The sequence below is a fragment of the Parabacteroides merdae ATCC 43184 genome (genome assembly GCF_025151215.1).
Taxonomy (GTDB): Bacteria; Bacteroidota; Bacteroidia; order Bacteroidales; family Tannerellaceae; genus Parabacteroides; species Parabacteroides merdae.
Genome location: NZ_CP102286.1, coordinates 2815962 through 2838016 on the forward strand (window position 1 = coordinate 2815962; position 22055 = coordinate 2838016).

Genomic DNA, 22055 nt, shown 5'->3' on the forward strand with positions numbered 1-22055 from the left:
TCAATTAATAAACAAATACACAGCTATTAACAGCAATTACTACCACTCCTTTGCTTTTCGCCCTTAGTCGAAAAGGTTTTTGACCAGTGTCGAAAGGGCTTTTGACCAAGGGCGAAAAGGTTTTCGACTAAGGGCAAAAGGTCTATGAGCAGGCGGTATGACAACAGTAGCATGGCGATTGTCACTTAAATAGAGCCTTTCGGGGACGACTTGATCTCTGATAATGGAGCATTTCGGAGCGGTTGTCCTAACTTCACAATAAAAGGAATAACAATATTTCATACAATAAATACGTTACATATATAAGAAATACCTATTTTTGTTGCAATATAAACGAAAACTTGCTTGTAAGTTTTCATGAATGGAAAAAGGAATGGCGAATAAAGAAAAAATAGATTACCTGCTTCTGGATATCCGGGAGCTTGAAACATTGGTTGCCGGCATGCGGGATGCAGAAGTGTATCCGGTGTCTTTTTTCGGCCAGACTTTCGACCTCACCCATAAGATTCTGAAGGACCTACATGCTTTGGAAACGGCCCAGATCGAAATGCTGCGTAAACAGATGGAAGAGCATCAGGCTCTGATCCAGTCTATTCCCCCATCGGTTGCCACTCCGGTACAAACAGTACAGGAAGCTTCGATTACAGCCCCGGCTCCGATTCCGGCCGAACCGGAGCCAGTCATCCAAGAGCAGGAAATCAGACAGGAGCTTCCTGCAGAACAAGGATTATCGGCCGGACCGGAGCCAATCCCCGTTGAAGAGCCGGAGACTCCGGCAGTGGAAACATCCGGCAAAGTGATCCCCGCAGAGCGTCCCGGATTATTCCTCAACGACCTGTTGGAAAAGAAAAATTTTTCGGATTTCCGAAAGGCATTCAGCCTGAACGATCGTTTCCGTTTCCGCCGCGAGCTGTTCGGAGGTGATGAGGCACGGATGAACAAAGTAATCAATGACCTGAACGATCTTCATTCGTATGAAGACTCGGTCACATATTTGAATAACGAATTAAAGTGGAATATAGAGGATGAAGCGGTAGCAGACTTTATCAAGCTGCTTGAAAAACGCTTCCTCTAAGCAATGTGACAATGGACAATTGACAATGTATTTGTCTTTGTCTTTTTAATTGTCAATCGTCAATTATCAATTAAAAAGTGCTATGGCAAAATTAACAGTAGTACCCACTCCCGTCGGAAATCTGGAAGATATGACGTTCCGGGCAATCCGCGTGCTGAAAGAGGCCGATCTCATTCTGGCGGAAGACACGCGTACTACAGGTATCCTGCTCAAACATTTCGAAATACAAAACAGGATGCAGTCGCACCATAAGTTCAACGAGCATAAAACGGTCGAACAAGTGGCAGCCCGTATCAAGGCGGGCGAGAATATAGCATTGGTATCGGATGCCGGTACTCCCGCGATATCCGATCCGGGATTCATGTTAGTGCGTGAATGTGTACGTCAGGGTGTAGAAGTGGAATGCCTGCCGGGAGCCACGGCTTTCGTCCCGGCATTAGTTGCTTCGGGGCTGCCCAACGAGAAATTTTGCTTCGAAGGCTTTCTTCCCCAGAAGAAGGGAAGACAGACGCGCTTGAAAGAGCTCTCGACGGAATATCGCACCATCATCTTCTATGAGTCACCTTTCCGGCTGGTCAAGACATTGACACAACTAGCCGAGTTTTTCGGGAATGACCGCCCTGTTTCCGTATCACGTGAAATATCGAAGATACACGAAGAAACCGTACGCGGCACGCTCGAAGAAGTTATCGCTCACTTCACCGTGAACGAACCGAAAGGTGAAATTGTTATAGTATTAGCAGGCTTAAAAGATAAAAAGGACAAAGAGACAGGAACAGAAGTTTAACGTAACAACAGAAAGAACATGAAGAAAGTATTAATTGCAACAACGATTTGCACAGCCATGCTGGCCTCCTGCGGACAGAATTCAGCAGAATATAAGAAGCTGAAAGCAGAAAACGACTCTCTGAGAATCGAAAACACCAAAAGCAATGCCGAGATGGATGAAATCCTCGGAACCCTCAATGACGTAGAGGCTGACATCCAGTCTATTCGTGATGCAGAAAATTATCTCAACATACAGCAACAAAAGGGAGATCTGAATAAGAGTAATCGCGAACAGATCAAAGAAAACATGCAGTTGATCAGCGAAACACTGAAAAAGAACAAACAGCAGATCAGCGAACTGGAAGAGAAACTGAAAAAGAGCGGAATCCAATCCTCGGCTTTGAGGAAAACAATCAGCCGCCTTTCTTCCGAACTTGACCAGAAAGCCAATATGATTGTCACGCTACAGGAAGATCTGGCAAAGAAGAATGTTCGTATCCAGGAATTAGACGAAATGGTTGCTTCTTTGAACGAAGACGTGGAAGACTTGTCCACTACAACTGCGGCCCAGTCCGAGAAGTTGCAAGAACAGGACAAACAACTTCATACTGCTTATTATTGCTTCGGCACGGCGAAAGAACTGAAAGACCAAAAAATCCTTTCCGGTGGCGGCTTGTTTGCCAAATCCAAAGTATTGCAGAGCGGCTTCAATAAAGATTATTTCATTTCTATCGATATCCGCGAAGTGAAGGAAATCCCGCTGTTCGCAGGCAAGGCAAAGCTGAAATCCAATCACCCGGAAGGTTCTTACGAATTTGTGAAGGACGAGGACGGCAATATGACATTGAAGATCACGGACGAAAAAGCGTTCTGGAGCCTTGGCAAGTATTTGGTGATTGAAGTAGGATGATGAAATACAAAAGTCTTTTTATTGATTTGGACGATACCCTTTGGGACACGTACCATAATAATAAGGAATGCCTCGAAGAAGTATATACCGCTCACCACTTTGACCGGTATTATGCCTCCTTCGAGGCTTTTTTCGAGATCTACTGGCCACACAACAACCTGCTATGGGAACAGTACCGCAACAATGAAATAGACCGCCAGACATTGATCATCGAACGTTTTCGCTATATGCTCCGCCCGTTAGGGATAGAAGACACAAAATCGGTACTGGCGATCAACAACGATTTCCTGCAACGAACAACCCGTAAAACACGCCTAGTACCGGGAGCAATCGAGCTATTGGAATACCTGCGTCCCTCCTATCGCATGTATATCCTGTCCAATGGTTTCCGGGAAGTCCAATTCAAAAAGCTCTGCAATTCCGGTCTGGCCCCCTATTTCAAAAGGATGATCCTATCTGAAGATGCCTGCATCCAGAAACCTCATAAGGAGATTTTCGATTTCGCCCTTAAAAATACCAACTCCCGCCGAAGCGAAAGCCTGATGATCGGCGACAGTTGGGAAGCCGACATTATCGGTGCCCACAATTCCAAAATCGACCAGCTATGGCTGAATCCGAAAGGGCTGCCGGCAAAAGAATTCATACCGACTTACACGGTTGGAAGCTTGGAGGAGATCAAACGGATCTTATGACTTACACCTAAAAGAAAAGGAACCGGAAAAGCCGTCTTCCTGCCCTTTCCGATTCCTTCCCTCTCTTCAGGATGCCTCCTGTCAAAAATTATAATGGAAACCGATGCTGATATTTTCCGTGTCGAAGTTCACACCTCCAAAATCAGAAGTTCCGTTGTACGAATCGCTATAACCAAGAAATCCGACTTTAGTGACAAAAGATATATGTTCCGTCGCTTTCAAAGAAAGTCCCGGACGCAATCCCAACCGGAAACCGGTATCACCGTCACCGGCAGCAATCCCAATCGTCCCATCGACAAACAATCCCACAATACCCGTCTTATAAAACGTATAGCGAGCATACGGAGCAAACTGGAAACGGTTATAATCATCGTAATGCGTATAACCGATTTCACCCCCCACGGCCCATTGGTCAGTCAAATGACATCCCACTTCCGGTGAGATCTGGAAAACAAACTCACTATCTTCACTACCGACTGTAAAACCACCGCCAATATACACCTCCTGTGCACCGACCGAGCAAATCGCCATAAAGGCAATCATGCATGAAACAAATAACTTCTTCATTTTACTTTATTATATATAAATATTATTAGAACTCTGAGGTAAAATGGAATTTGATATCGGGGAAATCCTGCTGTGCCATCATCAACACATAGCTGGAATCGGCCAGATAGACATCGCGGCCCTCTTTGTCGAGCGCCATATATTGAGCTTTACGGCGTTTGAAGTTTTCAAGAGCGGCAGCATTGTCGCTTTCTATCCAGCAAGCCTTATAGAGGCTGATCGGTTCCCACTTACACTGTGCGCCGTATTCGTGGAGCAAGCGGTACTGGATCACTTCGAACTGCAATTGTCCGACCGTACCGATAATCTTACGTCCGTTGAACTGGTTGGTAAAAAGCTGGGCGACGCCTTCATCCATCAACTGCTCGATGCCCTTGTTCAACTGCTTGGCCTTCATAGGATCGGCATTCTCGATATATTTGAACATTTCAGGAGAGAAACTCGGCAATCCTTTGAAATGAAGTTCTTCACCGGAAGTCAGCGTATCACCGATCTTGAAGTTTCCGGTATCAGGCAAACCGATGATATCGCCGGCAAAAGCCTCGTCCACCACTTCCTTCTTCTGCGCCATGAAAGCTGTAGGACTGCTGAAACGCATCATCTTTCCGAAACGGACATGCTTGTAGTTGGCATTACGTTCGAAACGTCCGGAACAAATCTTCACGAAAGCAATACAACTGCGATGGTTAGGGTCCATATTGGCATGGATCTTGAAAACGAAGCCGGAGAAAGCATCCTCTTCCGGATCGACCACCCGTTCCACAGCCGATACAGGACGGGGAGAAGGAGCGATATTGATAAAGCAATCCAGCAACTCTTTTACCCCGAAGTTATTCAAGGCAGAACCAAAAAACACGGGAGCAATATCTCCTTTCAGATAAGTATCGACATCGAATTCAGGATAAACCCCTTCTATCAGTTCGATATCGGAACGGAGCTTTTCTGCCTGTCCGGCATCGATATAGTTTTCAAGTTCCGGGCTGTTGATATCCTTAAATTCCACATTCTCCGTCACATATTGCTTACTCGGAGTATAGAGATTCAGTTTCTGTTCATATATATTATAGACGCCACGGAACCGCTGTCCCATGTCGATCGGCCAGCTCAGCGGGCGCACATTGATATGCAGCTCCTCTTCGATCTCGTCCAGCAAGTCGAACGGGTCCTTACCGTCGCGGTCCATCTTATTGACAAACACGATCACGGGAGTCTTACGCATACGGCAGACTTCCATCAACTTACGGGTCTGGGCTTCCACACCTTTTGCGGTATCGATCACGATAATAACGCTATCCACAGCCGTCAGCGTACGAAACGTATCTTCAGCGAAATCCTGGTGGCCGGGCGTATCGAGGATATTGATTTTATGGCCGGAATAATCGAAAGCCATCACGGAGGTTGCGACGGAGATTCCACGCTGCTTTTCAATTTCCATCCAGTCGGAGGTAGCTGTCTTCTTGATCTTGTTAGACTTTACGGCTCCTGCCACATGAATGGCACCTCCAAAGAGCAACAGTTTTTCGGTAAGAGTCGTCTTACCGGCATCCGGGTGGCTGATAATAGCAAACGTTCTTCTTCTCTCAATCTCTTCTGAATACTGACTCATTGTTATTTATCTTATTTTGTTATTCTTTTCATACATTCACGCAGACTCGCTTCCCAATGGGATATACTGATCTTATAGATCGTTTTGATCTTAGCCTTGTTCAGGACACTGAAATGCGGACGGGCAGCCTTCGCCGGATAATCTTTGGACTCGATCGGGAGAACACGGCAGGGGGCATTCCCTAACTCCATAATCTTCACGGCAAAATCATACCAACTGCAAACCCCTTCGTTAGAATAATGATAGATACCGGGAACGAAAGCATCCGCCTCCGCCTGCACCAACACCGCAAAAATGGCAGCCGCCAGATCCCCGGCATACGTCGGCGAACCAATCTGGTCGAACACGACAGACAACTGTTCCCGTTCATTTCCCAGACGCAACATCGTCTTGACAAAATTATTACCGAACTCAGAGTAAAGCCATGCCGTCCGGATGATTACTGCATCCGGGCACACCTCCTGCAAAGCCTGTTCACCGGCAAGTTTCGTACGCCCGTAGACAGAGGCCGGACAAGTATTGTCCGTTTCCACATAAGGCAAATGATTTGTGCCGTCAAACACATAATCGGTAGAAACATGGATCACCCTCGCCCCAGCCATACGTGCCGCCTCGCCCAAGTTTCGTACGGCATCCCGGTTGATACGAAGGCAAAGAGCTTCGTCATCCTCCGCCTTATCCACAGCCGTATAGGCGGCACAATTGATGATATAATCGACTTGCTTCTCCTTAACAAAAGCATTCACGGCTTGAGCATCGCAGATGTCAAGCGTATCCACATCCGTAAACACAAACGCATATTGCGGATATCCGGCAGCTAACCGACGGATCGAATTGCCCAGTTGCCCGTTAGCCCCTGTTACTAAAATCGTTTTCATCTTGTCTTATTCTTCTAATTTCAGTTCCCCATTCATATCTTCACGATACTTCTCGGCCAGAAGTGCCAGGAACGAACTGATCTGTTTGATCCCCTCCATCGTTTCAGGGCTGATTTCCTTCCCTTGCATCTTCAGCATCAGGAAACCGTAAATAGCATTGAAGCAAGTCTCCAACTCAGGCAAGTCCTCGCCGCCCGATTTGGCACGGAGCTGAACGATAAAGGGGAGTGTTTTATAATAGGCCGCCCCATACACCATTTCCTTCGGCGATTTCAAAAGACGGAGGTGCAGATCGGTCAGGGCAATGATCACATTCTTGTTCAGCTGGATATGTCCCTTTTCCATCACCCCTTCGGAACGCATCATCTCGATTAGTTCCTCATACCATTTGGCGATTTCTTCCTTTATATCGTCCGGTTGGTCGTAACGATCTACAACCGTGCGGCGGATCGAATCCATATCGAAGTTATTGGCACGTATCAGGTCTTCCACCTGCCACATGTACAACAGATATTCGGCTATATTTTCTTTTCTTTTTCGTCTTGCAATAATCATGGTTGCAAAGATACACTATATTCGGATAATGCCTGATAAAAATCCGCATCTTTTACACCTAACTGGCGGCAGGCCAGGCGGGCAGCATTCAGGTTGATCAGGAAAAAGCGATCCGGAATATAGACGGGAAAGTCCCCGTAGCGAGTCTGCAAATAGGTCTTTCCCTCTTTCTCGACCACGACATGCTGGTCGTAAGGCATGGCTGTAATGTCTTCGCGAACCTCTTGCGCAAGCTGTTTGACAACCGGATCGCCGTCGAAATAGATCAGCTTTCCCCCGCGTTCGATAGAAGAGGCGAACGTACGGAAAGTCGTGTGATAGGCTTCCGGTGTGGCGTGATCGGTAGCGGAAGTCCACATCAGATTGGTCAGAATAGCGATATGCGGACGATAGAACTCAAGCTGGAACCGTTTCTCCAAAGCAGACGTTACATGCTCATCACCTTCGATAATCGCGATCCGAGCTTCATAACTCAGATGCACACGGTCGGGCAACAAGGGGACTTCGCTGGTCAACGCATAGTCGAACGCCAGTTTCTGCCGTTTCAGGGCGCACACAATCATCGAGATGATCGTCTTCTTTCCCCGGCTACCGGCAACAACAACCCGCGTCTTCTCTTTCGTCCGCTGAAAGATGAATTCAGGTATCGAAAGCACTAATAATCCCAGTTCCTTTGCACGTATCAATTCGGGGTTATCCTGCCGGACTGTGGCCCCTAATACCACAAAATGTATATCTTTAGTTAATCTCTCCGGGAACCACCCGTCTCCATGACAAGTACACCCCTCTTTTTCCAGTCTGGCAAGGGTCGTATCAGTCAGTCCAACACCGGATACACTTACTTCATATCCTTTTTGGTGGATAGCCAGGGCTAAGTCAAACAACAGAGGCTCGGTTACGGAGATTAAATGAACTTTTCGCATCACTCAGATTTTGCCTGCAAATGTACACAATTTCATTCACGCTTCGCATGGGTTTGAAAGAAAAAACTTCCCTATCTTTGTTGGAAAAAGTATAATTTATGGATATTCAACTTATAGACACAGGCTTTTTCCATGCAGACGGAGGTGCCATGTTCGGTGCGATTCCCAAAACTGCTTGGAGCCGCCGTTATCCAAGCGATAAACAAAATGGATGCATCTTGGCTATGCGCAGCATGTTAGTCCGCGACGGGAACGGGAAGATCGTACTCGTCGACAACGGGGCGGGTAACAAACACCTGAAACAACTCAGCTATTACAACTTCTTCGACCTGGTCGATCTGAAGGATGAACTTCAAAGGCGGGATGTTGCCTGTGAGGATGTTACAGATGTCATACTCACACATCTCCACTTCGACCATTGCGGATATACGACACAAAAAGAAGAGCAGACCGGTGGAAAGCCTCTCTTCAAAATGGCCTTCCCAAACGCCATCCACTGGGTAAGCCGTGCACAGTGGGAGAACTTCCTTCACCCGAACGCACTCGAAGCCGACTCCTATTTCATCGAAAACATGCAGGCCGTCTACGACAGCGGCAAACTTCGCCTCATCGAAAATGACACGAATCTCTGCCCCGGCATCGACCTGCGGCTGTTCGACGGACATACGCCGGGGCAAATCGCACCTTATATCACGACACCTGAGCGCACTTATGTCTTCGCCGGCGATGTCATCCCGTTAGCGGCAAGCGTCTCGCCCCTCTGGATCTCGGCATACGACACCTATCCTGTCGTTTCCTACAACGAAAAAATGCGGATGCTGGAAGAAGCCGCCTCAGAGAAACAGGCAGTCATCTACTGTCACGACGCCTATACTCAGTGTACTACCGTGAAAAAGGTGAACGACTTTTTCAAGGCAGATCAAAAAGTTTCACTTTTTTCCATAGGGTGAAAATAAAGTCTCCCGCAGGTAAAAATAAAGTTTCATCGACAGGAAACTAAAGTTACCCTTACATGAAACTACAACAAGATTACTACCGGACTAAAGAAAAAGCCGGTTGTATTGTAGGGCAGTCTGCTATTTATCTTTATCTTTGTCTGATTATAATCATAAATTAATCCTGATCATCATGAAAAAGACAATCTTCGCTTCACTGACAATCCTGACATTCTCGGCCCTGATGTTCTGTTGCAGCAATGCTCCCAAGCAGGAGAAAGTGCTTCGCCACGTTGTCATGTTCGGTTTCAAACCGGAAGTTTCCGCCCAACAGATCAAGGAAGTCGAAGAAGCTTTCTGTGCACTTCCCTCCCAGATAGACCTGATCAAAGGGTACGAATGGGGAACGGATTGCAGTCCCGAAGGATTGCAACAGGGATTGACGCACTGTTTCTTCCTGACTTTCCATTCGGATGCCGACCGAGACGCCTACCTGATCCATCCGGCGCATAAGGCTTTCGGGAAAGTATTAGGAGACAAGGCTTCTGCCGTCACCGTCGTGGACTACTGGACCAAATAAGAATTATTATTTTTCTCACTTATAACATTTTAAACGCATGAACAAACTAACAAAGTATGCATGTATCCTGACAACCCTGGCCGGAGCCGTGGCTTGTTCGGGAGGTAAAAAAGCACAAGGAGACTATGCCATTATCCCGCTTCCTCAAGAAGTGGTGACACAAGGCAGCGCCCCGTTCCTGTTGAAACCGTCTACCCCGATCTCTTATCAGGAAGGTGATGCGGAAATGGAACAGACCGCCCGTTTCCTTGCCTCCTATGTCAAAGAGGCTACGGGATATGAACCGAAAGTGATTACCGGGAATGCGGACAAAGGCATTCATCTGTCAATTGCTTCCGACATCCGGAACCCGGAAGGCTACCGCCTGCTGGTCAGCGAGAACGGCATCGAGATCGCCGGAGCATCCAACGCCGGTATTTTCTATGGCGTGCAGACCTTGCGTAAGTCTATCCCCGCCGTGGCCGAAGGAATGGACATCGAGCTTCCGGCCGCCAGTATCAACGACTATCCGCGTTTCCCGTATCGCGGTATGCACCTCGATGTTTCCCGGCACTTCTTCCCGGTAGATTCGGTCAAGAAGTTCATCGATATTCTTGCCTTGCACAATATGAACCGCTTCCACTGGCACCTGACAGACGACCAGGGATGGCGCATCGAGATCAAGAAATATCCGGAACTGACCCAGATCGGGGCGCAACGCAAGGAAACCGTCATCGGCCGTAACTCCGGCAAATATGACGGCAAACCGTATGGCGAAGGCATGTTCTATACGCAAGACGAAATCCGCGACGTGATCGCTTACGCCCAAGAACGTTTCATCACGATCATCCCCGAAATAGACCTTCCGGGACACCAGTTGGCAGCTATCACGACTTATCCGGACCTGGGTTGTACGGGCGGACCGTATGAAGTATGGACCCAGTGGGGCGTATCGGACGATGTGATCTGTGCCGGCAATGAAAAGGCAATGACCTTCCTCGAAGACGTGCTCGGCGAGGTGATCGATCTTTTCCCGTCCGAATATATCCATGTAGGCGGTGACGAATGCCCGAAAGTGCGTTGGAAGAGTTGTCCGAAGTGCCAGGCACGTATCAAGGCGGAAGGCATCAAAGGAGACAGCAAGCATACGGCCGAAGAATACCTGCAAAGCTATGTCATTTCACGCATGGAGAAATTCGTCGAAAGCAAAGGGCGCCATATTATCGGCTGGGACGAAATCCTGGAAGGCGGACTAGCCCCGAACGCTACGGTGATGAGCTGGCGCGGCGTAGACGGAGGTATTGAAGCAGCCAAACAAAAACACAATGTAATCATGACACCCAACTCTTACCTGTATTTCGACTACTACCAGTCTACCGACACGGAACACGACCCGCTTGCCATCGGTGGTTACCTGCCGTTGGAACGCGTCTATTCGTTCGAACCGACTGCCGGAATCCCGGAAGAGTATAAGAAATATGTAACGGGAGTACAAGCAAATCTGTGGACAGAATATATCCCGACATTCAGCCAGGTCGAATATATGGTATTGCCGCGTATGGATGCATTGGCAGAAGTGCAATGGACAAACGCCCCGAAAGATTTTAAGGCGTTCCTGCCGCGCTTGGTCCGCATGACCGAACTTTACGACCGCTTGGGTTACAACTACGCCAAACATATCTTCGACATTCGCGCCTCCTTTACTACCGATGGTGACAAAGGTGAAATCGTCGTGACACTCGAAACCGAAGGTTCCGCCGATATCCATTATACGCTCGACGGCAGCGAACCGACGGCAACCAGCCCGAAATACGAAGCCCCTCTCCGCATCAAGCAAAATGCAGAAGTGAAAGCCGTAGCTGTCCGCCCGACCGGAAACAGCCGCATCTTCTCCGAGAAGATCGACTTCAACAAGGCGACAGCCAAGCCGGTCACATTGAAGGTGGCTCCCAGCAGAGGCTATGACTTCAACGGAGGCCCTGAACTGACCGACGGCCTGAGCGGCAACGACAACTACAAGACCGGACGCTGGTTAGGATTCCAGGGCAAGGACTTGGATGCCGTTATCGACCTGAAAGAACCGACCGAGTTCAGCAAAGTGTCCTTCAACACGAATGTTGTGAAAGGGGACTGGATCATGGGAGCGGCAGGCGTTACCGTAAAGGTATCGGACGACGGACAGAACTTCAAGGAGGTAGCTTCCAAGGTTATCCCGTCTTTAGGCAAAGACGACAAAGACGGCCTTTACCCGCAGGAAATCTCCTTCGACCCGGTAAAAGCCCGCTATGTCGAAGTCATCATCAAGAGTGACAAACTCCCGACATGGCACGGAGGTGCAGGTAATCCGGCGTTCTTGTTTGTGGACGAAATCAATCTGCAATAAGTAAATATTTAGGCACAGATTACACGGATTTCACGGATTCTCTTTCTCATCTCCGTGTAATTCGTGAAATCCGTGCCTAAAAAATATAAAGAAGTTTTGCTATTCTAACATATTCCCCCATGAAAAGAGACATACTTATCCTTTCTGCCCTTTGTACCTGTTGCAACCTTTTTGCCGAAGAGATCACAGTCAAGTATCTCAGGTATGCAGGTCCTTATGAAATAAAAGGCCCGTTCATCGTCGACAGCCTTGACGTGAACAGTAAGAAATTTACAGATGCCGAGTTATTAAAAACCGCCATCCCCTTCAACAATGTCCGGAAAAGCAACCGGACACTGGATGCCGCCACTACAGCCGGACAAAGCAAAAACAGCTCCGTCAGCCTCGCCTCCTTCTATCTGAACAGCGACCGCTATACGGACGGGACTCTTCAGATCAGCGGACCAGAGCATTACGAAGTATATATCGACAACGAGAAACAGACACCCGCCAACGGCGAGCTCAAGCTCACACTCGAACCCCGCCGCTACGAAGTCGTAATCAAATATCTTACAGCCCCGGACGAAACGAACCACATTCCGAAAGTCACCTTCAAGACGGACAGCAAAGCCGTTGTCACGGCGACAACCGATCCAGAGAAGCGTTACACTTTGAGCGATGTCTTCGATGGCACACGCATTCGTTCCGTCAGCCTCTCCCCCAACGGCAAATACCTGTTGACCGCCTACCAGACGACTTATCCCGGTGGCGATACCGAATCCTTCCAGCAAGTGACCGACCGGGCCACAGGGCAGGTTTTAATGGAAAGCAACAACCATCATTATAGCTGGATGCCCCGCAGCAACCGTCTTTACTATACCCGCAAAGGCATGCAGGGAAAGGAACTTGTCACGATCGACCCTGCAACCCAAGCAGAGGAAGTCCTTGCCCACAACCTTCCCGACGGTTGGTTCAGCTTTGCCCCGACAGAGGATTTCCTGCTGTTCAACATCATCGAGGAAGGACCGAAGAAAGGGGAAGACCTTCAGGAAATCCTTGTGCCTGACGACCGCCAGCCGGGATGGCGTACCCGTTCATTCATCCATAAGTACGACCTGGCAACCGGAGTGTTCCAACGCCTTACCTACGGGCACACTTCGACTTCCATCAACGATATTTCCGACGACGGCCGCTATCTGCTCTTCACTTGTAGCGAACGGGAGCTGACGAAACGTCCGTTTTCGACTACTTTGCTCTATCGGATGGATCTGCAAACACTGGATACGGAACTCCTTTTGAAAGATCCGTTCATCAGCTATGCCCAATTCTCGCCCGACGGCAAGATGCTGGCAATTGCCGCATCTGGAGAGGCTTTCAATAAAATAGGGCTGAAGATAGCACCGGGGCAGACTTCCAATATGGCCGACGGGCAGCTCTTCCTTTACGATCCGGCAAGCAAACAGGCAAATCCTGTCACCAAAGATTTTAATCCATCGGTTCAAAACTTCGTTTGGAACAAAGGTGATAAACAGATCTACCTGCAGGGAGAAGATAAGGATTGCGTACGCTTGTACGTCTTGAATCCGTCAACCGGGAAAATCCTCCCCATCCCGTTAAAAGAGGATATCCTCTCGGATTTTACGATTGCCGAAACAACTCCCGAACTGGTTTATTTCGGCGAAAGCGCCTCCAACTCGCAACGCCTCTATTCCGTCAACCTGAAAAAGAAAAGTTCTGTCTGTCTGAAAGATCTTTCCGCCGGCATCTTGAAAGATATCACCCTCGGCGAAGTGCACGATTGGAATTTCCGGGCAGCTGCCGGCGACACGATCTACGGTCGTTATTACCTGCCGCCCCATTTCGATCCTAACAAGAAATATCCGCTGATCGTGAACTACTACGGGGGAACCAGTCCGACGGAACGTTCACTCGAAAACCGGTATCCGTCGCACGTATATGCGGCATTGGGCTACATCGTTTATATCATCCAGCCCAGCGGAGCAACCGGCTTCGGCCAGGAGTTCTCCGCCCGCCACGTAAATGCATGGGGACAGCGTACAGGAGACGAGATCATCGAAGGAACAAAGAAATTCTGTGCCGAACACAACTTTGTCGACGCTAAAAAGATCGGTTGCATAGGGGCATCCTACGGTGGCTTCATGACACAATACCTGCAAACAAAAACGGATATCTTTGCCGCCGCCATCTCTCATGCCGGAATCAGCGACATCACCAGCTATTGGGGCGAAGGTTACTGGGGATACTCCTATAGTGCTTTGGCAAGCGCAAACAGCTATCCCTGGAACGCACGGGATATGTACACGTTGCAAAGCCCGCTGTTCAATGCCGACAAAATCAACACCCCGATCCTTTTCCTGCATGGCACGGTCGACACGAACGTCCCGGTAGGTGAAAGCATCCAGATGTTTACAGCCCTGAAACTGTTAGGCAAACCTACGGCCTTCGTACAAGTAGTAGGACAAAACCACCAGATACTGGACTATAAGAAGCGTGCTGAATGGAATAAAACCATCTACGCTTGGTTCGCCAAATGGCTCAAGAACCAACCGGAATGGTGGAATGCCATGTATCCGGAAAAGTCTTTGTAAAAAAGTTGAAAACAAAGCCCCGAAGACGAAACCGTCCCCGGGGCTTGTTTTTTTATCTGCCTTACACCTTCACAGGCTCACAGCAGAATGAACTTTATTTCAATACTTTAATATTATTAATATTAAACCGCTTGTTCGCCTGTCACAGGGTAATTACCGTTTGCACGGCACGCGGCCAAACATTTTAGAATTATTTGATTATAAATTACTATATAGAGGGAGTGGCCGCTGCCACTCCAAACTATTCCTCTATTCTTATCTTACGATTGCCTTTACAGCTTCTTCACCTTCAACAGCTACTACGACTACGCCTTGAGGAGCAGCAATCACAGCATTGTCGGATGTCAGAACCTGAGTGGCTACTACCTGACCCAAGATGTTGCTTACAACAACCTTCTTGCCGGCAGCGTTAGCGATTGTAACATTGCCTTCGCCTGCGATAATCGTTACTTCAGAAGTCGTGATTTCGTCGTTGGCTGTTGCACCACCAGCGTTAGTGTCGACATTGTAGAGGTCAGACTGCATAGCTGCTTCGAAGTCATTGATGATGACAGGAACACCGTTCTGTACTTTCACCCAACCACCCAGATTAGCAGACGGAGCGATACCGCCATCAAACGCTGTCTTCTTTCCATAAGATTCAGATTCGATCAAGAAGTCGTTAGATCCTTCGTTAACCAAACGGAAAGAGAACTTAGCCTGATCATGAGCATTCAGCTTCAGAGCGACTTTATGAGTTGTGCCATCCAGAACTAAGTTACCAGCTGTCATATAACCCGGCAAGAATGCAAGTCTCTTGTATTTACCTTCCCAAGTATATTTCTTAACAGCGGGAACTGAGTCGATCATGTTCACCAAGAAACGACCAAATGTCGTGTCAGCAGTTACTTTACTATGCGGGCATTTCAAAGCTTCTTCTATTGTTGCATGAGAGTGAGTAGTAGCGTCGCACAGAACTGTATCACCGACTACAAAGTTCACATCCTTGGCAATCAAGTACTGTGGCATCAATGTGTTTTCGACACCTGTCGGGATTACATTGAATGCTTCAGCTTTATCGTCACCCTTACCTTCTACGCAAAGCAGGTTGTCAGCTCCTTCATACAAGTAAGCCTTAGCAGTAGAGTTCACACGGTAGAACTTCATTGCGCCGTTTTCACCCAATTCGTCAGCTGTAAACTCACGATACAGAGCAGTCGTATCAGCAACCAATGCGAAAGCAGAAGTTGTAGATTCAGTAGCCACGTTTTCAGCCTTAATCAAGCCTGTTGCATCAATCACACCGGCTTTCTTGCCTTCTGTCAGCAATGCATAGTAATGAGTTCCGTCTACGCAGTTCACTTCTTTCAAAGTGAATACAGAACCATTTTCTGCACCTTCTGTTACTACCATCATTTCAGTACCACCAACTTCAGATACCTGAACATATTTCTGGTTGTTAGCGAACTTATACGGATCGTTTACACGGATCTGATAATAAGTCTGGAAGATCGTGTCTTTTTCGAAGATAGGGGTATTATAACCATTGCCCCATTTTACCAGTTCGAACTTAGTAGCCTCATCGGCAGATACACGTAAGATCGTGTCGTTGCCTACGGTAGAGTTGCCAATTGTAACACCCAAGTCATTGCCTACATTCAAGTAGTTCAAAGTATAGTTTACATTCTTGGCATCATCGTTAAAGAAGCCCAAGCGGTTACTTACGGTCTTTGTCAATTTCAGCGTATCATTAGTCAACCAAGCTTCTTCGTTGTTATAATAATAGTTAATTACGATATTACCATCAGCCAATACTTTGTAAGAACCATTATTCAGAGTAGCTCCTGTTTCTTGGTTCCAGATTTCAGGATACCCACCGAATTCATTCGTATTCTGATTTACAACCCACTTAGCGGCCGGCATGTGTTCGAAGTTCATCACATCCCATTCAGCCGGAGCAACCTTTGTCAAGTTCCAACCGTTCAAATCAACCATCAAGCGAGCACCGTTCTTCTGTGCATCAGCACCGTTTACTACATCCATGAAATAGATGCCCGGTTCCAAAACGGCATTGTGAGCAGCAGGAGAGAGGCTCAAACCGATACGGTCGTTGTATGTATAGATACCTGTGCCTTTCAGCTCTTCGGAAGAACCGATAGTGGCTTCACGACGGGCACCACCTAATACAGCAATCTTAACCAGATTGTTTTCTTGGCCTTTTGCAGAAGTAGCAAAAATATCGATTTCACTATTTGTACGATCCTTCCAATATTTAGTCGTTACGTTCTTCACGTTGTAACCATCTGCTTCAATACGCAAAGAGTCCTGAGTCGGCCAGTAGAAGAAACGGAAGTTGAAGCGACCGTTGATATCGCGAGCTGCCAAGTTGTTGACAGATTTGAAATCAGCTTCATGTTCACGAGTAGCGAATCCTAAATGCTGGATACCTGCAATTTCTTCACCGGCTGAGCCGTTCAGATAAGCTGTGTCGACCATTAAATAAGTATCCTGGCCCTTGGCATTCTTGCCGGCTTTCAGAGATAACCAGTTAAATGACTTTTCAAGACGAATGTTTTCAAACACTTCTGAAGCCTTGATAGCAGCACGTTCAGCATCCTTATGCGCATAACGAGCGTCTACCCATGTCCAATAAGCTGCCCCCTTTTCACCATCTAAAGCCATCAACTGTTCATTCAAACTTGCAATTTGTTGCGTATAGTTGAAAATAGCAGTTTCTAGCTCGACCTTCTTAGCACTAACTTCTTTCAGTTCAGCTTGAACAGAGGCCAATTCTTCTTCAAGTTCTTTCAACTCTTTCTTTGCTTCTTCAAGAGCTTGACTGTGAACTCCATAAGCTTCAAACATTTCGTCATAAGCTGTGCTGGCAGCCTTCTCAGCTTGCTTTTTCTCCTCTGCTACACCAATAGCAACATCTAAATCTTTAGAGATTGAAGCTATTGCACCTTCTGAAGCGATAACAGCTTCTGCAGCTTTTTCAAAGGTTTCATTTTCTTCAGTATTAAGAGCATTGACACCATTTATAAAAGCCTTATTGTTTTGGCTCTTATAAGCTGAAGCAGACATTGATATATCTACACCATTATTTGCTTCTTTCAAGATAGCATACAAACGATGTCCATATTCTACAAAGGCTTCCTTCTCTGCTTCATCAGTTACCTTAGCTGCATCGAAATAAGAATTCCATGCTTGTGGTTTATCATTAGGGGCATAGCCCATATCTGAGACATAATATACATTATTTGTTTCGTTGAAATACTTCCTCATCGCTGTTCCCCACTTTGCATATCTACTTTTCTGATCGAATGCTTTATTTTTAACATCCAGAGCAACATTCCATGCATCCGTGGCATTATTGATAGAATTTTGAAGAGCGGTCTGGGCAGCAACTGCATCTTTATATTCATTTTGAGCTGCCTCTAATTTTTCAGCCAATTCTGCAAGTTGTTTCTTGGCCTCTTCGTTTAGAGCAGAACTTGTTGCGATAGATTGTTTTTTCTGTAAAATCGCTTGTTTTGTAGCATCTTCACTTTCATTCAAAAAGTTGTAAATCCAACTTTGATTCACAAGTTCTCTACCTTTTTCAACCTTTTCAGACTCTACATTCTGGATCTTCTGAGCCAAAACATTATATTCTGATTCAGCATCAGCCAGAGCTTTCACGGCTGCTTCTACTTTTTTTTCAGCTTCATTGGCAGCAAGCATAGCCGCATCCTTTTCAGCAGCAGCATCAGCAACAGCACCATATGACAAAGTGCTTTCGCCTACAGCATCAACAGCCTCATAAGCATGGCCTTTACCTGCAGACCACAAGTTTGCCAAACCTTCTGTCACATCTTTTTCAAAAGAGAAAGATGTTTTACCATTTGTTGCATCTTGTGTCTGCAACATGCTGTTCAAATCGTTCTTTCCTAACCAAACAGGACCAGCAACAGCCGGACGAATGTTCAACTGTGCAAGCTTGTCAGTCTCACGAACATCATACTTGACAGCAGCAACCGTACCATCTGCATTCGGAATCAAAGTCATCACAGAGTCTGTCTTGAAATAGGCTTCCGGAGTTTTACCTACATTTAAGCCCTCACTGGCTTCACTTCTCATCCAAGCCCAAGCGACTGCTTCACCAGCCAAATAAGAACCTTCATAAGTCTTTCCCGGTTTATAATCCTGAATCTTTGCCGGATCAAAAGAGATAGGATAATTATAAGCCAAGTTCATAAATTTAAAGGCCACACCATTTTCCTTATTGTCTTTATCAACCGTCACATACCACAAGGATTCCCCTATATTGGCTGCGTAATAAGGGACATACTTCAAGATGAAACGATCACCTTTTTCTGTCGAAACCTTCTGCATTACCAACACATTCCAACCGTCTGTCAACTGATAGCATTTTCCGTCGGCCACACTCTCTACCCTAACATTTGTAGGTAGAGCTGACTTTGTGAACTCTAGGTTCTGTGCAGAAACTGTTCCGACTGTCGTTGCCAGTAACATACTGGCGACAAGAGTAGAAAACTTTTTGTTCATAACTTAAATTAATTTGTTAGTAAATAATGTATTAAGAATAATTTCTTCTTTTATATATTTAATGTACGCAAGACTATCTGTTAACTTTTGTACTTTGATAGCGAAAACGTTCGTTTTTTTTAGTCATTTTGGGCGGTCTTCGAAAGAGTTTGTATCGGAAAGGCGGTTTTTCGTACTCCTTAAGCTATCTGATTGATAAGAAAGAATATAGAAAAAGAAAAAATATTTGTGGAAAGGATTGCAGGTTCAAAAAGTAGTTGTATTTTTGTGCAGTAAAAATGACGAATTAAAACGAACGTTTTTTTAGTCATTTTGTTTCTGACTACTATCTTTTTTATTCCCAATAAGTTACAAGTAAAAACAAGTAACTTTCACCCCTTGAAAACGGGCTTTTTTACTGTTCTTCACAAACAGACATATCATCCTTATTTATAATCACTTATAAACTTTTACTCAAGTAATACTGCAGTAACAAACTGCCATTTTGAGAAGAAGGCTGGGAAAATGGAGTTAAAAACGGCCTTTAGGTGGCAAAAAGAAGAAAAATTATCCATAAAATAAAAGAAAGTGTGTCGTAATGAACGATACGCCATTTTGCAGGGCAACTGCACTAAAATTCAGAAATCGTATAAAATATACCAAAGAAAAAAACAGGGCCTTATCATACAAGTTTTTCCCATTTCCTCTGTCACTGTATCACTGATTTCTTTTTTATCGATTGATATTCAAGCTGTTTCGTTAGTGATATATGCCCGTTTTCTCTATCACTACGGTATCACTACCCTATCACTGGCAATTTAGATGGGAAACAGGAATTACGCTTATACACATCTGTAGATTAGCGTATTATAAATAACACAAACAATAAACACCCAATTTCCATCCCTATAAATCACTCGATTATTTTATGTAAAAACGGCTATAAAATAGGTAAAACCGGGTGGTTTTCATTGTTCGGCACGGTACTTTTGTTGCCGGACACCCCCATGTTGCCCCCTCTTACACCCGGGTGTACCGGCTCTCTACACCCGGATGTTAAGGATGGCAACATGGGGGTGTTTACGAAATTATGTGCTTGTCTTTGCTAAAAAAGAGAGGGCTTTTGTGGAATGAAGAACCGTATTTCGCCAATTTAACACCTATTGCATTCGTTTTTACATTTGTTTATTCGATTATTTTATATGCTTTTTCAAAGGCAAAAGAAGGCAATATATTGGTTTCCAATCATATGATAAAAACGTCCTGTTAGAGGAGTGATAGAGGCAGTGATACAGGATGTTTTCCTCTATCACTCATCTAACGCTTGAATATTAATAGCTACAACCTTCGTAGTGATAGAGTGATAGAGGATTTGTAGAAACTTCGTATGGAGATCACAACCTTGGAAAATTTTGATGCGGTTGCCCTGTTGTGAAAGTCGGGGTTTTGTGCGTAAAAAAAAGAAAAGGTGTGCAATTTTGAACACACATTCATGCAGTTCAATATTGCACACCTTCGTCATTCACAACAAATACGAATATTAACCGATTAAACCTCTCATACGGTCTTCAAAAGCAGACAGAGCTGCTTTCGCTCCTTCTCCCATTGCTATGATTATCTGTTTGTAGGGTACGGTCGATACGTCGCCAGCCGCATAGATGCCGGGAACATTCGTCCGACAATGCGCATCGATTACAATCTCACCCGGTTTGTTCGTTTCGACAACATCGCGGAAAACGCCACTGTTGGCTGCCAAGCCGATTTGGACAAAGATTCCGTCCAGGTCGATCACCCGCTCCGCATCCGTCTTACGATCTTTTACACGAAGACCTGTCACCTTATCGCCATTACCGAGCACTTCCAAAGATTGGGAATGCAAGAAAACTTCCACATTCGGCAAGCTCTTTGCTTTTTCCTGCAACACTTGGTCGGCTTTCAGTTCGTCCATAAATTCCAGAACCGTCACTTTCGAACAAATGCCAGCCAAATCTATAGCTGCTTCGATACCCGAATTTCCACCGCCGACAACCGCTACGTGCTTACCTTTATAGAACGGACCGTCGCAGTGAGGGCAAAAAGCGACACCTTTTCCGATATAGTCCGCTTCGCCCGGAACATTCAACTTGCGCCAGCTTGCACCTGTCGCCACGATAAGGGCAGGAGCAGAAAAACGTTCACCGGTAGAAGTGGTCAGAAGTTTTGCCGATCCATCCAGTTCGACTTTATCCACACGGCGATGCTCCAGTATATCGACCGGATAGTCGTTGATATGTGTCAGAAGGTCGTTCGCCAACTGCTGTCCGGTAGTCTGAGGAACGGAAATCAGGTTCTCGATGCCGACCGTTTCTTTGACCTGTCCTCCGATACGTTCGGCTATCACTGCGACATTCAAGCCTTTACGTGCCGAGTAGATAGCAGAAGCTGCACCGGCAGGTCCACCTCCCACTATTAACACATCATAGTTCTTAACAGGTTTTTCAACAGAGTTATCAACACCCCCTTCATTAATTCCGTATTGGGCTTCGAGTTTGGAAAGCAATTCTCCCAAATCACTACGCCCCACATTGATCAGTTTGCCATCGGCAAAAACAGAAGGGACTCCCTGTACTTTCATTGCCTCAACTTCTTTTTGGTTGATAGCGCCATCCACCGTTTCGTGGGTGATCCGGCTATTGAGAGTAGCCATGACATTGAGTGCCTGCACTACATCCGGACAATTGGTGCAAGTAAGAGAAACATAAGTCGTCAGCTTGATCGGACCATTCAAGGCTCTGACACGAGCACAGATACTTTCGTCCGGTATATTTTTACCTTTTCCATCGCAATTCAGGACCGCTAACAGCAAAGAAGTAAACTCATGTCCGTTAGGTACTGCACGAAACCGGATACCGGTAGGCATACCGTCTTTTACAATTGTAAACTGAAGTCCTTCGCCATCCGCAACGCTGCATGACAAATGATCCGAGCATGATGCCACATCACCAAGCAGGTCTATTAGCTCCTGACGGCTTTCGTGATCGGGAGCGACTTGTATATCAAATACATATTGGGATACCAGTCCGGAGAAAATACCCGAAAGCTGGTCTTTCATTGCTGAGTCTAACATAACT

General features: G+C 46.3%; 15 protein-coding genes. 8 read left to right on the forward strand and 7 right to left on the reverse strand.

Going from position 1 to position 22055, the window contains the following annotated elements; genetic code table 11:
• Positions 1–373 precede the first annotated feature (373 nt).
• The 4 genes from NQ542_RS11815 (at position 374) to NQ542_RS11830 (ending at position 3445) form a co-directional block, all read left to right on the forward strand.
• Positions 374–1075 (forward strand): hypothetical protein, encoded by a 702-nt coding sequence (locus tag NQ542_RS11815; RefSeq protein ID WP_036723898.1) that lies wholly within the window; start codon positions 374–376, stop codon positions 1073–1075.
• A gap of 82 nt (positions 1076–1157) precedes the next feature.
• The gene (gene rsmI, locus NQ542_RS11820; RefSeq protein ID WP_005634056.1) at positions 1158–1862 is read left to right on the forward strand and encodes a 16S rRNA (cytidine(1402)-2'-O)-methyltransferase; all 705 of its coding nucleotides are present in this window, start codon (positions 1158–1160) and stop codon (positions 1860–1862) included.
• A gap of 18 nt (positions 1863–1880) precedes the next feature.
• A complete protein-coding gene (locus NQ542_RS11825) occupies positions 1881–2753 on the forward strand; it encodes a Cbp1 family collagen-binding glycoprotein adhesin (protein WP_005634058.1) in 873 nt (290 codons plus the stop codon).
• Entirely contained in the window at positions 2753–3445 is a 693-nt protein-coding gene (locus NQ542_RS11830; protein WP_172676528.1) for a YjjG family noncanonical pyrimidine nucleotidase, read from the forward strand. Before NQ542_RS11825 ends, NQ542_RS11830 begins: the two co-directional genes overlap by 1 nt.
• 81 nt (positions 3446–3526) lie before the next feature.
• Here the strand turns inward: NQ542_RS11830 and NQ542_RS11835 are convergent, their stop codons facing one another.
• The 5 genes from NQ542_RS11835 to NQ542_RS11855 are packed head-to-tail and all read right to left on the reverse strand — an operon-like array spanning position 3527 to position 7974.
• Positions 3527–4012, reverse strand: a complete 486-nt coding sequence (locus NQ542_RS11835) for a cellulose synthase subunit BcsC-related outer membrane protein (protein WP_005634062.1) — start codon at positions 4010–4012, stop codon at positions 3527–3529.
• 25 nt (positions 4013–4037) lie between these two features.
• Positions 4038–5618, reverse strand: coding sequence for a peptide chain release factor 3 (locus tag NQ542_RS11840; protein WP_005634064.1), 1581 nt, complete (start codon positions 5616–5618; stop codon positions 4038–4040).
• 11 nt (positions 5619–5629) lie between these two features.
• A complete protein-coding gene (gene rfbD, locus NQ542_RS11845; RefSeq protein WP_005634066.1) occupies positions 5630–6496 on the reverse strand; it encodes a dTDP-4-dehydrorhamnose reductase in 867 nt (288 codons plus the stop codon).
• A gap of 6 nt (positions 6497–6502) precedes the next feature.
• The gene (locus tag NQ542_RS11850; RefSeq protein WP_005634068.1) at positions 6503–7051 is read right to left on the reverse strand and encodes a DUF4924 family protein; all 549 of its coding nucleotides are present in this window, start codon (positions 7049–7051) and stop codon (positions 6503–6505) included.
• Entirely contained in the window at positions 7048–7974 is a 927-nt protein-coding gene (locus NQ542_RS11855) for a Mur ligase family protein (RefSeq protein ID WP_005634069.1), read from the reverse strand. Before NQ542_RS11855 ends, NQ542_RS11850 begins: the two co-directional genes overlap by 4 nt.
• A 98-nt stretch (positions 7975–8072) precedes the next feature.
• Here NQ542_RS11855 and NQ542_RS11860 point away from each other — a divergent pair, with 98 nt between their 5' ends.
• The 4 genes from NQ542_RS11860 (at position 8073) to NQ542_RS11875 (ending at position 14439) form a co-directional block, all read left to right on the forward strand.
• A complete protein-coding gene (locus NQ542_RS11860; protein ID WP_005634072.1) occupies positions 8073–8924 on the forward strand; it encodes an MBL fold metallo-hydrolase in 852 nt (283 codons plus the stop codon).
• Positions 8925–9102: 178 nt separating this feature from the next.
• Positions 9103–9489 carry a Dabb family protein gene (locus tag NQ542_RS11865; RefSeq protein ID WP_005634074.1) on the forward strand — a complete coding sequence of 129 codons (387 nt, stop codon included), beginning with the start codon at positions 9103–9105 and terminating at the stop codon, positions 9487–9489.
• 37 nt (positions 9490–9526) lie between these two features.
• On the forward strand, positions 9527–11851 hold the full coding sequence (locus NQ542_RS11870) for a glycoside hydrolase family 20 protein (RefSeq protein WP_005634075.1): 2325 nt from the start codon (positions 9527–9529) through the stop codon (positions 11849–11851).
• Between the two features lie 119 nt (positions 11852–11970).
• Entirely contained in the window at positions 11971–14439 is a 2469-nt protein-coding gene (locus tag NQ542_RS11875) for a S9 family peptidase (protein WP_005634077.1), read from the forward strand.
• Between the two features lie 255 nt (positions 14440–14694).
• Here NQ542_RS11875 and NQ542_RS11880 read toward each other — a convergent pair whose 3' ends face one another.
• Positions 14695–18966 carry a DUF6383 domain-containing protein gene (locus NQ542_RS11880; protein ID WP_005634079.1) on the reverse strand — a complete coding sequence of 1424 codons (4272 nt, stop codon included), beginning with the start codon at positions 18964–18966 and terminating at the stop codon, positions 14695–14697.
• A 1519-nt stretch (positions 18967–20485) separates the two neighbouring features.
• On the reverse strand, positions 20486–22051 hold the full coding sequence (ahpF, locus tag NQ542_RS11885; protein ID WP_005634089.1) for an alkyl hydroperoxide reductase subunit F: 1566 nt from the start codon (positions 22049–22051) through the stop codon (positions 20486–20488).
• Positions 22052–22055 lie beyond the last annotated feature (4 nt).

Excerpts from the sequence above, each read along its gene's own strand:
- NQ542_RS11815 (WP_036723898.1), top strand. The coding sequence starts at position 374 with ATGGCGAATAAAGAAAAAATAGATTACCTGCTTCTGGATATCCGGGAG.
- rsmI (WP_005634056.1), top strand. The coding sequence starts at position 1,158 with ATGGCAAAATTAACAGTAGTACCCACTCCCGTCGGAAATCTGGAAGAT.
- NQ542_RS11825 (WP_005634058.1), top strand. The coding sequence starts at position 1,881 with ATGAAGAAAGTATTAATTGCAACAACGATTTGCACAGCCATGCTGGCC.
- NQ542_RS11830 (WP_172676528.1), top strand. The coding sequence starts at position 2,753 with ATGAAATACAAAAGTCTTTTTATTGATTTGGACGATACCCTTTGGGAC.
- NQ542_RS11835 (WP_005634062.1), bottom strand. The coding sequence starts at position 4,012 with ATGAAGAAGTTATTTGTTTCATGCATGATTGCCTTTATGGCGATTTGC.
- NQ542_RS11840 (WP_005634064.1), bottom strand. The coding sequence starts at position 5,618 with ATGAGTCAGTATTCAGAAGAGATTGAGAGAAGAAGAACGTTTGCTATT.
- rfbD (WP_005634066.1), bottom strand. The coding sequence starts at position 6,496 with ATGAAAACGATTTTAGTAACAGGGGCTAACGGGCAACTGGGCAATTCG.
- NQ542_RS11850 (WP_005634068.1), bottom strand. The coding sequence starts at position 7,051 with ATGATTATTGCAAGACGAAAAAGAAAAGAAAATATAGCCGAATATCTG.
- NQ542_RS11855 (WP_005634069.1), bottom strand. The coding sequence starts at position 7,974 with ATGCGAAAAGTTCATTTAATCTCCGTAACCGAGCCTCTGTTGTTTGAC.
- NQ542_RS11860 (WP_005634072.1), top strand. The coding sequence starts at position 8,073 with ATGGATATTCAACTTATAGACACAGGCTTTTTCCATGCAGACGGAGGT.
- NQ542_RS11865 (WP_005634074.1), top strand. The coding sequence starts at position 9,103 with ATGAAAAAGACAATCTTCGCTTCACTGACAATCCTGACATTCTCGGCC.
- NQ542_RS11870 (WP_005634075.1), top strand. The coding sequence starts at position 9,527 with ATGAACAAACTAACAAAGTATGCATGTATCCTGACAACCCTGGCCGGA.
- NQ542_RS11875 (WP_005634077.1), top strand. The coding sequence starts at position 11,971 with ATGAAAAGAGACATACTTATCCTTTCTGCCCTTTGTACCTGTTGCAAC.
- NQ542_RS11880 (WP_005634079.1), bottom strand. The coding sequence starts at position 18,966 with ATGAACAAAAAGTTTTCTACTCTTGTCGCCAGTATGTTACTGGCAACG.
- ahpF (WP_005634089.1), bottom strand. The coding sequence starts at position 22,051 with ATGTTAGACTCAGCAATGAAAGACCAGCTTTCGGGTATTTTCTCCGGA.